Here is an 8,464-nt window from a genome sequence, read left to right on the forward strand (position 1 = left end):
GGCCCTTCAGGTCGCCCTGCGAACGGTGACGACGGGGCAGTGCGCGCGGGTCATCACGTCCTGACTGACCGAGCCCAGGAGCAGTCCGGCGAGGTTGCCGCGCCCGCGGGCCCCGACCACCACCAGCTGAGCCCCCTTGCTCGCCTCGATGAGGGCCTCACTCGCCTTTCCGCTTACCGCGTCGCGCCGGACGGTGACATCCGGATACGTCTCCCCGGGCCCGACGAGCACCCGGCCCAGCAACCGCTCAGCGGACTCAGCGGCCGTGTTGACCGGGGTCTTGTCCGGCTGCCACGCATGCAGGGCCACGAGCTCGGCCCGACGTCGCGCGGCTTCGGCGAAGGCGACGTCGACGGCCGCCTCGCCGTCCGGGGAGCCGTCGACCCCCAGAACCACGGGCCCCCCGGCAGCGGTCGCCCCGTGTTCCTCGCGGACCGTCATCACCGGACAGTGGCCGCGGGCCGCCAACGACACCGGTGTGGATCCCAGCAACCTGCCCGCGATGCTCCCCGTACCGCTGGATCCGACCACGATCAGGCTCGCGACTAGGGACTCGGCCTCCAGCACGTGCACCATGTCCCCCATCACCACGGCCGAGGTCACCTCGACCTCGGGCGCCGCGTGCGGGGCGTGAGCCATCGCCTGGAGGACCAGCGGCCTCACGGCCGGGTCCGGCACCACCAGGCGGGGCTTGATCGCACCTCGGCATGCACCACACGCAGCGCCGCCCCGCGCCGCACCGCGGCCGAGGCGGCTGCTTCCACGGCGGCCGGAGCCGTTGCCGAGCCGTCCACCCCGACAACGACCGGATCGCCCATGATCAGCTGCTCCACTTCAGGCTGTGGACTCTCAGCGTCACCCCGCCGCCAGGTCACCGCAATCCACCCGCCACCGTGTTGTCCGCCCAGGAGCAGGTGGACAGGTTCTCGACAGCTTCGCTTGACGCGATCGTGATGTCGGGCAGGCCAAGATGTGCCCCTGTCTGAACGTTCAAGCAGCCCGTCGCCGTATCCATGGGCGAAAGTGCAAAGCGATCTCGGAGGGATTCGTCCGCATGAGCAGCGAAACGATCAAACCCGCTTCGGAACCGGCCCGTCGCACGATGATGGCGGCGGCCGGTGTGGCGGGGCTCGCCGTCGCGCTGACCGCGTGCGGGTCGGGCGACGACTCGTCCGGCTCGTCGGGCTCCGGCGGCGACGCGAGCGGTGGCGCGAGTGGCGGCAGCACGAGCGGCGGCGACACCGGCGGCGACGCGGGATCGGGTGGCGCCGAGCTGGCCAAGACCACCGACATCCCGGAGGGCGGCGGCAAGATTTTCGAGGACAAGAACGTCGTCGTCACACAGCCGGAGGCGGGCACCTACAAGGCGTTCTCCTCCACCTGCACCCACCGTGGCTGCGCCGTGAAGACGGTCGCCGACGGACTGATCAACTGTCCCTGCCACCAGAGCAACTTCTCGATCGTCGACGGCAGCGTGAAGAGCGGCCCGGCGACGGAGGCCCTTCCGGCGAAGGAGATCAAGGTCAGCGGGACGTCGATCACCCTGGCCTGACGTCCGGCGCCCGGCCCGTCCGCCGGACGGGCAGGTCCGCCGGATGCTCACGTCCGCGGCCCGGCCCGCTCGACGCAGGCCAGCACCTCGTCCGTGGTGGCGACCGTGGCGACCAACGCGAGGGTGTGGCGGATCATCGCGGGGGTGTAGTCGGCAGGCACCCCCGCGATGGCGTCCCCGGGCACGACGACGCGGTACCCGAGGTTCACCGCGTCGAAGACGGCGTTGGGCACGGCCACGTTGGCCGAGACGCCGGTGACGATCAGGGTGCGGCAGCCGAGGTTGCGCAGCAGCGCGTCGACGTCGGTGCCGGCCAGCGGGGACAGCCCGTGCAGCCGCCGGACGACCAGGTCCTCCCGGGCGACCTCGATGGGCGGTGCGACCTGCACGGCCCCGGTTCCCGTGAGCTGCTGTACGGGAAGCCGCGCGGCGGCGTGGAAGAGACGGGCGTTGTGGCTGGCGCCCCGCCCGTCGGGCCGCCGCTCGGCGACGGCGTGCAGGACCTGGATCCCGCTCGCGTGCGCGGCGGCGACCAGCCGGGCCACGTTGGCGAGCGCCCCCGAGCAACGGGCCGCCTCGGCGAGCTCGGGCAGCGCGCTGTCCGGCCCCACGACGCCCTGCTGGCATTCGACGGTGAGCAGGGCGGTGGAGGCGGGAGCGAGGAGTCCCCCCAGCTCCCGCTGTCTCTTCGACTCACTCGCGTACGACGGCATGACGCCCCCTGAAGTCTGTGCGGTCCGGAGCACGCCGGCCCGGGGGCGGCGTGTCGGGCTGCCGGTGAGCGGGGCGGGCGAGCGTAACGCCTCTTGCGTGGGGACGGAAGACGACCGATGCTCATCTGACGTCACGTCAGCGGAGGGGTGGACCATGGCTGTCACTCAGCGCCGGGGCCGGAAGATCATGATGGAGCCCGGCGAGTTGGACGAGTTCCTGGGCGCGCAGCGGACCTGCCGGGTCGCGACGGTCTCGGCCGACGGCGCGCCGCACGTCAGCCCGCTCTGGTTCGTCTGGGACGGCACCTCACTCTGGCTGTACTCGATCACCCGCAGCCGACGCTGGGCGGAGCTGCGCCGCGAACCGCGCGTCGCCGTCGTCGTCGACGCGGGCGAGGACTACGGCGAGTTGCGGGGCGTCGAGTTGTCCGGCACCGTCGAGGTGGTCGGCGAGGTACCGCGCACCGGTGAGCCGCTCGCCGAACTCGTCGAGGTGGAGCGCCTGTTCGCCCGCAAGAACTTCGGCATCGACGACATGCCGCACGACGGCAGACACGCCTGGCTGCGCCTGACCCCGGCCGCGATCACTTCCTGGGACTTCCGCAAACTGGGTTCCCCGTGACCGGAACACGAGCGGCCGACCGACTGTCGCTCGGCAGCACGCGCATACGGCGTCCCCGCGCACCCGGCCCTACGCCACCCCTCCCCCGGCCCCGGCTGTCCTCAGCGCCTCCACCGCCGCCCTGATCGACGGCCTGCGGTCCGCGTCGGCGCGCCACACCGCGTAGACGCTGCGATGGACCCGGTGCCGTACGGGCACGGTCCGTACCCCGGCCGGCATCGGGTCGCGTCCCAGCCGGGGCGCGATGCACACCCCCAACCCCGCTGCCACCAGGGCGAGTTGGGTGTGGTGTTCACCGGCCCGGTGGGCGATGTGGGGCTCGATCCCGTTCGCCCGCAGCGTGTAGAGCAGCCATTCGTGGCAGAACTCGCCCTCGGGCCACGCCACCCACGCCTCGTCCGCCAGTTCCTCCAGGTCGATGTCGTCCCGCCCGGCGAGCGCGTGGTCCTCGGGCAGCGCGACCTCCACGGGGTCGTCGAGGATCGACGCCCGGGCGAGCCCCTCGGGCACGGGCAGCGGCTTGTTGTACCAGTCGAGGACGACGGCGAGGTCGACGTCCCCCCGCATCACCGCGTTGATCGCGAGCTCCGGCTCCAGCTCCCGCGACCGCACCCGCAGCGCCGGATGGTCGGCCTTGAGCGTGCGGAAGACGGCGGGAAACAGCCCCCGTACGGCCGTCGGGAACGCGGCGAGCCGCAGCTCCCCGACGACCTGCCCCCGCTGGGCCTCCAGGTCGGACTGGGCCAGTTCGACCTGGGAGAGGATCCGCGCGGCGTGGTCGGCGAGGAGCCGTCCCGCGTCGGTGAGCCGCACCCCGCGCCCGTTCTTGGCGAGCAGTTGCTGCCCCACTTCCCGCTCCAGCTTCGCCATCTGCTGGGAGACGGCCGATGTGGTCACGTGCAGGCCGTCCGCCGCGCCGCTGACCGAGCCGTGCCGGGCCAGGGCGTCGAGCGTGCGCAGGCGCTCCAGATTCAACATGTAAGAGATACTACGAGAATCGACTCACTAAATCTCGCTTGTGCTACGAGATCATGGCGGAGCATCGTGTCAGGCATGACCACGGCCACGCCCACCAGAGCCCCTGCCCCCACGTCCGCCCGGCGCCGACCCACCGTCGACTGGCGACTGCGTTTCGGCTTCCTCTCCCTCATCTGGGGCTTCAGCTTCCTGCTGATCAAGGTGGGCACGGAGTCCTACGCCCCGTTCCAGGTGACCTTCGGGCGGCTGGTCTTCGGCACGCTGGTCCTGGCGGCGGCGATGGCCGTGAAGCGTGAGCGGCTGCCGCGCGGCGCCCGCACCTGGGGGCATCTGGCGGTGGCGGCGCTCCTCCTCAACGCGCTGCCGTTCTCGCTCTTCGCGTACGCGGAGCTGACCATCCCCTCCACGCTGGCCGGCATCTGCAACGCGACCTCACCCCTGTGGGGGATGGCCCTCTCCCTGGTCGCGCTCTCCGAGGACCGGCCGACCCGGGTCCGGGTCGCCGGTCTCGGCCTCGGCTTCCTCGGTGTGCTCACCGTCCTCGGCGCCTGGCAGGGCTTCGACGGCCTCGACCCGAGGGGCACCGCGATGGCCCTGCTGGCCTCCCTCAGCTACCCGATCGGCTGGATCTACGTCCGCCGCACCCTGGCCGGCACGGACCACTCCCCGCTGTCGCTCACCGGCGCCCAGCTCCTCCTGGCGACCGCCCAACTGGCCTTTGTCACACCGCTGTTCACCACGGTGCCGGACCACTTCCCGATTGTTCCCCTGCTGGCCGTGATCGCCCTCGGCGCCCTCGGCACGGGGGTCGCCATGCTCGTCCAGTACGGCCTCGTCTCCGAGGTCGGCCCGACCACCGCCCAGATGGTCACCTACTTCATCCCGGTCATCGCCACGGCCGCGGGCGTGGCGCTCCTGGGCGAATCCCTGACCTGGTCGACTCCGGTGGGCGCCGCGATAGTCCTGGCGGGCGCGGCCCTGACCCAGGCGAAGCCACGCGGCTGACGGGTCACCCCCGAACCGACCCAGCCTCACCCGGACCCACCCGGCCTCACCCGACCCTCCTGACCGACCCCCACCCCGCCCCGCCCCGCCCCGCCCCGCGCAGACGCGGTGCCACGGAAGGCCGTCATACGACCCCGTCCACGCCCCCCGGCCCGATCGCCGCCGCCACGGCCTCGGCCACGTGCTCGATCTCCTCCTCCGCGAGCGTGGAGACGGTGATCCTGATCCCTTGCGGGGCGCTCATCCGGAAGCGCGCGCCGGGCGCCACGGCCCAGCCGGCGTGCAGCAGACGGGCGACCGCGCCGGTCTCGTCCGGGACGCGGATCCACACGTTCATCCCGCTGACGCCCCGCGCCTGCACCCCACGCCCGGCCAGCGCACGGATCAGCGCGTTCCGCCGTCGCCCGTACGACGCCGCGACGGCCGTCGCGTCCACCGCGCCGTCGGCCCACAGCCGCACGACGGCCCGCTGCACCAACCGGCTCACCCACCCGGGCCCGAGCCGCTGGCGGCCCCGCACCCGGTCGACGGTGACGGCGTCGCCGGTGAGGACCGCGAGCCGCAGGTCGGGGCCGTACGCCTTGGCGACCGACCGCACGAAGGCCCAGTGGTGCGTGACCCCGGCCAGCGGGCGCAGCGGCAAGTCGACGATCCGGTGGCCGTGGTCGTCCTCGACGAGCAGGGTCTCCGGGTACTCCTCCAGCACGGTTCGCAGGGCACGCGCGCGTGCGGCGCTCACCGCCGCCCCGGTCGGGTTCTGCGCCCGGTCGGTGACGATGAGGGCACGCGCTCCGGCCTCCAGCACCTGCCGTACGTCGTCGGGGAGCGGCCCCTCGTCGTCGACGCCGACCGGCGCGATCCGCAGCCCCAGCGCCGGAACCAGATCGAGGACGCTCCCCCACCCGGGGTCCTCGACGGCGACGGTGTCCCCGGGTTTGAGATGCACGGCGAGCACCCGCTCGATGGCGTCCAGCGAACCGGAGGTCACGGCGACGGGCCCGTCCGGGACCCCGTCGGCGTCCAGGTCGGCCCGGGCGATCCGGGCCAGCTCGGGCTCCACCGGCCCGGCCCCGTAGAGGACGGGCTCGCGGTCGCTCTGCTCGGCGGCCGCCGCGAACGCCCCCGCCAGGCGCGGCAGCAGCGCGGGGTCGGGATTGCCGTCGGCGAGGTCCCGCACCCCTTCCGGCACCTCGACCCGGATGCACTCACGCCCGGTGGTGGCGGGCCTGGGCCGCACCCGGCTCCCGCGCCGCCCGGCGGTCTCGATGACCCCCCGCTCGCGCAGGGTGCGGTAGGCCGCCGCGACCGTATTCGGATTCACCCCGAGTCGGACCGCCAACTCACGCATCGGAGGCAGGAGTTGGCCCGGCTCCAGCTCCCCGGCCGCCACCGCGCGCTCCACGCTGGCCGCGATCTCGGCTGCGCGCCGACCGGTGACTGTGTATTCTCCTAGCACAAAGCAAAGTATGCACTAGTGCAATGGAGAGCGCAATGACGGGGACCCCGCAGTCGACGACACCGACACCGGCCGCCTACGCCGCCACGGACCGCACCGTCCCCACCCGGTCCTCGGACCGGGCCTCGTACGACAAGGACGCGGTGCACGCGATACTCGACGAGGGGTACGTCTGCCACCTGGGCTTCGTCCGCGACGGCGCCCCGGTGGTGCTGCCGACGCTGTACGGCCGGGTCGGCGAGACGCTGTACGTGCACGGTTCGACCGGGTCGCGTCCGCTGCGGATGACGGGGCAGGCCGACCCGGGTCTCCCGGTGTGCCTGACGGTCACGCACGTGGACGCGCTGATCCTGGCCCGCTCCGGCTTCCACCACTCGATCAACTACCGCTCCGTGGTCGTGCACGGCATCGCCCACCAGGTCACCGACCCCGAGGAGCGGCGGATCGCCCTGGACGCCCTCGTGGACCACGTCGTCCCCGGTCGCTCGCGGGACTCCCGGCCCGCCAACGCCAAGGAGTTCGCCGCCACCGCCGTGATCAGGCTGGACCTGAACGAGGTCTCCGCCAAGGCGCGCACCGGCGGCGTCAACGACGAGCCCGAGGACCTCACGCTCCCCCACTGGGCCGGCGTGGTCCCCCTCCGGAAGGGCTACGAGGCCCCGATCCCGTCGCCCGACCTGGCGCCCGGCATCGAACTCCCCGAGTACCTCAAGGGCCTGTGATGCTGATCCACCCCTGGGACGCCCCACGCGACGACAGCGAATGGCGCCAGTGGCTCGCCGCCCACGACTTCGGCCAGCTCGCCGTCAACGGCCTGCCCGGCGACCCGCCCCACGTCCAGCCGATGCACTTCTCCTACGACCCCGACGAGGGCGAACACGGTGTCGCCCTCGCCCACCTGGCCCGCCCGAACCCCCTGTGGCCGGCTCTGGAGGCCCACCCCGATGTGCTCCTGAGCGTCGTGGACGACTACGTCTACGTCCCCGGCCCCTGGCAGGCCCCACCGGGCGCCCCGTCGGAACACGGCACGCCGACCAGCTTCTACGCGGCCGTCCAGCTCCGCTGCACGGCGCACATCATCGACGGCCCGGCGGCGAAGGCCGCTCTCCTCAACCGCCAGTTGGCCCACTTCCAGCCGGAGGGCGGCTCCGCCACCGCGACCCCCGACGGGGCGCCCTACGGCCGCCTCCTCCCCGGCATCCGCGGCCTGCGCCTCGAGGTGACCGCCGTACGTGCCAAGTTCAAGTACGCGGCCCACCGCCCGGAGGAGGTCCAGGACCGCATCGTCGAGGGCCTCACGACCCGGGGCGGTCCCGGCGACGCGGCTGCCCGCCGCCATCAGCTGAACCGCAGAGGCATCTGGCCACCGGCCGGCTGACCGCCCCGCCCTCCACCGTCAACGGCGTCGTCCGGCGGCCACCTCACGCCGGTCGGCACCCTCATCGCCGGACGCCACCACGTCGGCCGCCGCGGCCGCCTTGCCCGGAGTGGACCGCTGTGCGACGAACGCCCCCACCAGCACGACCGCCCCGCCGACGCCCTGCGGTGCCGACAGGTGCTCGCCGAGCAGCACCCAGGCCAGCACGGTGGCGACGACCGCCTCCAGGCACGCGACAACGCCCGCCACCTGCGGGGACAGCCGACGTACGGCCACCACCCCGGTGACATAGGCGAGAACCGTGGCGATCAGCACGACCCACCCGAGCAGCAGCCAGGCCGGCACGGGCGTGCCGTCCATCCGCGCGGTGCCCGCGAGCACCGCCCAGTCCATGCCCCAGGGCCGGGCCACGACGGTGAGCACCGCCGCGCCGACGAGCAGCCCGTAGGCGATGACGCCGAGGGGATCCGGCGCCTCGTCCCCCGCGTCGCTCCCCTGGTCGGAGAGGACGAAGTACCCGACCTGACAGCAGGCGGCCCCGAGCGCGAGCAGCAGGCCCAGCGCGTCGAAACTCAGCCCCGCCCACACCTCGACGACGCAGGCGAGTCCCCCGACCGCGAGGACGACCCCCGCGGCGGGGGGGGGGGGGGGGGGGGGGGGGGGGGAGGAAATGACACAGCACCAGACAAGGGGGTGAGAAAGGGGGGGGGGAGGGGGGGGGGGACGCAAGGGGGGGGGGGGGGGGGGAGTGGGGGGGGAA

The 8,464-nt window shown here is 73.3% G+C and carries 10 protein-coding genes and 1 pseudogene; 5 read left to right on the forward strand and 6 right to left on the reverse strand.

The window, feature by feature from the left end:
- Positions 1-6 precede the first annotated feature (6 nt).
- Positions 7-639: a universal stress protein gene (locus tag ACZ4Z2_RS33495; RefSeq protein ID WP_468081212.1), complete on the reverse strand. Its 633-nt coding sequence runs from the start codon at positions 637-639 to the stop codon at positions 7-9.
- 20 nt (positions 640-659) lie between these two features.
- Entirely contained in the window at positions 660-833 is a 174-nt protein-coding gene (locus tag ACZ4Z2_RS33500) for a universal stress protein (RefSeq protein WP_468081214.1), read from the reverse strand.
- 221 nt (positions 834-1,054) lie between these two features.
- On the opposite strand from ACZ4Z2_RS33500, the gene ACZ4Z2_RS33505 reads away from it, so the two are divergent.
- Complete coding sequence (locus tag ACZ4Z2_RS33505) at positions 1,055-1,552, forward strand: Rieske (2Fe-2S) protein (protein WP_468081216.1); 498 nt, start codon at positions 1,055-1,057, stop codon at positions 1,550-1,552.
- Positions 1,553-1,599: 47 nt separating this feature from the next.
- On the opposite strand, the gene ACZ4Z2_RS33510 is transcribed toward ACZ4Z2_RS33505, so the two are convergent.
- Complete coding sequence (locus tag ACZ4Z2_RS33510) at positions 1,600-2,265, reverse strand: cysteine hydrolase family protein (RefSeq protein WP_468081217.1); 666 nt, start codon at positions 2,263-2,265, stop codon at positions 1,600-1,602.
- 154 nt (positions 2,266-2,419) lie between these two features.
- Here ACZ4Z2_RS33510 and ACZ4Z2_RS33515 point away from each other — a divergent pair, with 154 nt between their 5' ends.
- Positions 2,420-2,887, forward strand: coding sequence for a pyridoxamine 5'-phosphate oxidase family protein (locus ACZ4Z2_RS33515; RefSeq protein WP_468081218.1), 468 nt, complete (start codon positions 2,420-2,422; stop codon positions 2,885-2,887).
- A 69-nt stretch (positions 2,888-2,956) separates the two neighbouring features.
- Here the strand turns inward: ACZ4Z2_RS33515 and ACZ4Z2_RS33520 are convergent, their stop codons facing one another.
- On the reverse strand, positions 2,957-3,865 hold the full coding sequence (locus tag ACZ4Z2_RS33520; RefSeq protein WP_468081220.1) for a LysR family transcriptional regulator: 909 nt from the start codon (positions 3,863-3,865) through the stop codon (positions 2,957-2,959).
- Positions 3,866-3,940: 75 nt separating this feature from the next.
- Here ACZ4Z2_RS33520 and ACZ4Z2_RS33525 point away from each other — a divergent pair, with 75 nt between their 5' ends.
- Positions 3,941-4,870: a DMT family transporter gene (locus tag ACZ4Z2_RS33525; RefSeq protein ID WP_468081221.1), complete on the forward strand. Its 930-nt coding sequence runs from the start codon at positions 3,941-3,943 to the stop codon at positions 4,868-4,870.
- Between the two features lie 124 nt (positions 4,871-4,994).
- Here the strand turns inward: ACZ4Z2_RS33525 and ACZ4Z2_RS33530 are convergent, their stop codons facing one another.
- Entirely contained in the window at positions 4,995-6,326 is a 1,332-nt protein-coding gene (locus tag ACZ4Z2_RS33530) for an aminotransferase class I/II-fold pyridoxal phosphate-dependent enzyme (protein WP_468081222.1), read from the reverse strand.
- 35 nt (positions 6,327-6,361) lie between these two features.
- On the opposite strand from ACZ4Z2_RS33530, the gene ACZ4Z2_RS33535 reads away from it, so the two are divergent.
- Positions 6,362-7,048, forward strand: coding sequence for a pyridoxamine 5'-phosphate oxidase family protein (locus ACZ4Z2_RS33535; protein ID WP_468081223.1), 687 nt, complete (start codon positions 6,362-6,364; stop codon positions 7,046-7,048).
- Positions 7,048-7,704 (forward strand): FMN-binding negative transcriptional regulator, encoded by a 657-nt coding sequence (locus tag ACZ4Z2_RS33540; protein ID WP_468081225.1) that lies wholly within the window; start codon positions 7,048-7,050, stop codon positions 7,702-7,704. Before ACZ4Z2_RS33535 ends, ACZ4Z2_RS33540 begins: the two co-directional genes overlap by 1 nt.
- Before the next feature lie 18 nt (positions 7,705-7,722).
- Here the strand turns inward: ACZ4Z2_RS33540 and ACZ4Z2_RS33545 are convergent.
- Positions 7,723-8,340, reverse strand: a pseudogene (locus ACZ4Z2_RS33545) (EamA family transporter); the annotation flags it as partial.
- Positions 8,341-8,464: the final 124 nt, after the last annotated feature.

It is taken from the genome of Streptomyces sp. NPDC030183 (genome assembly GCF_055573455.1).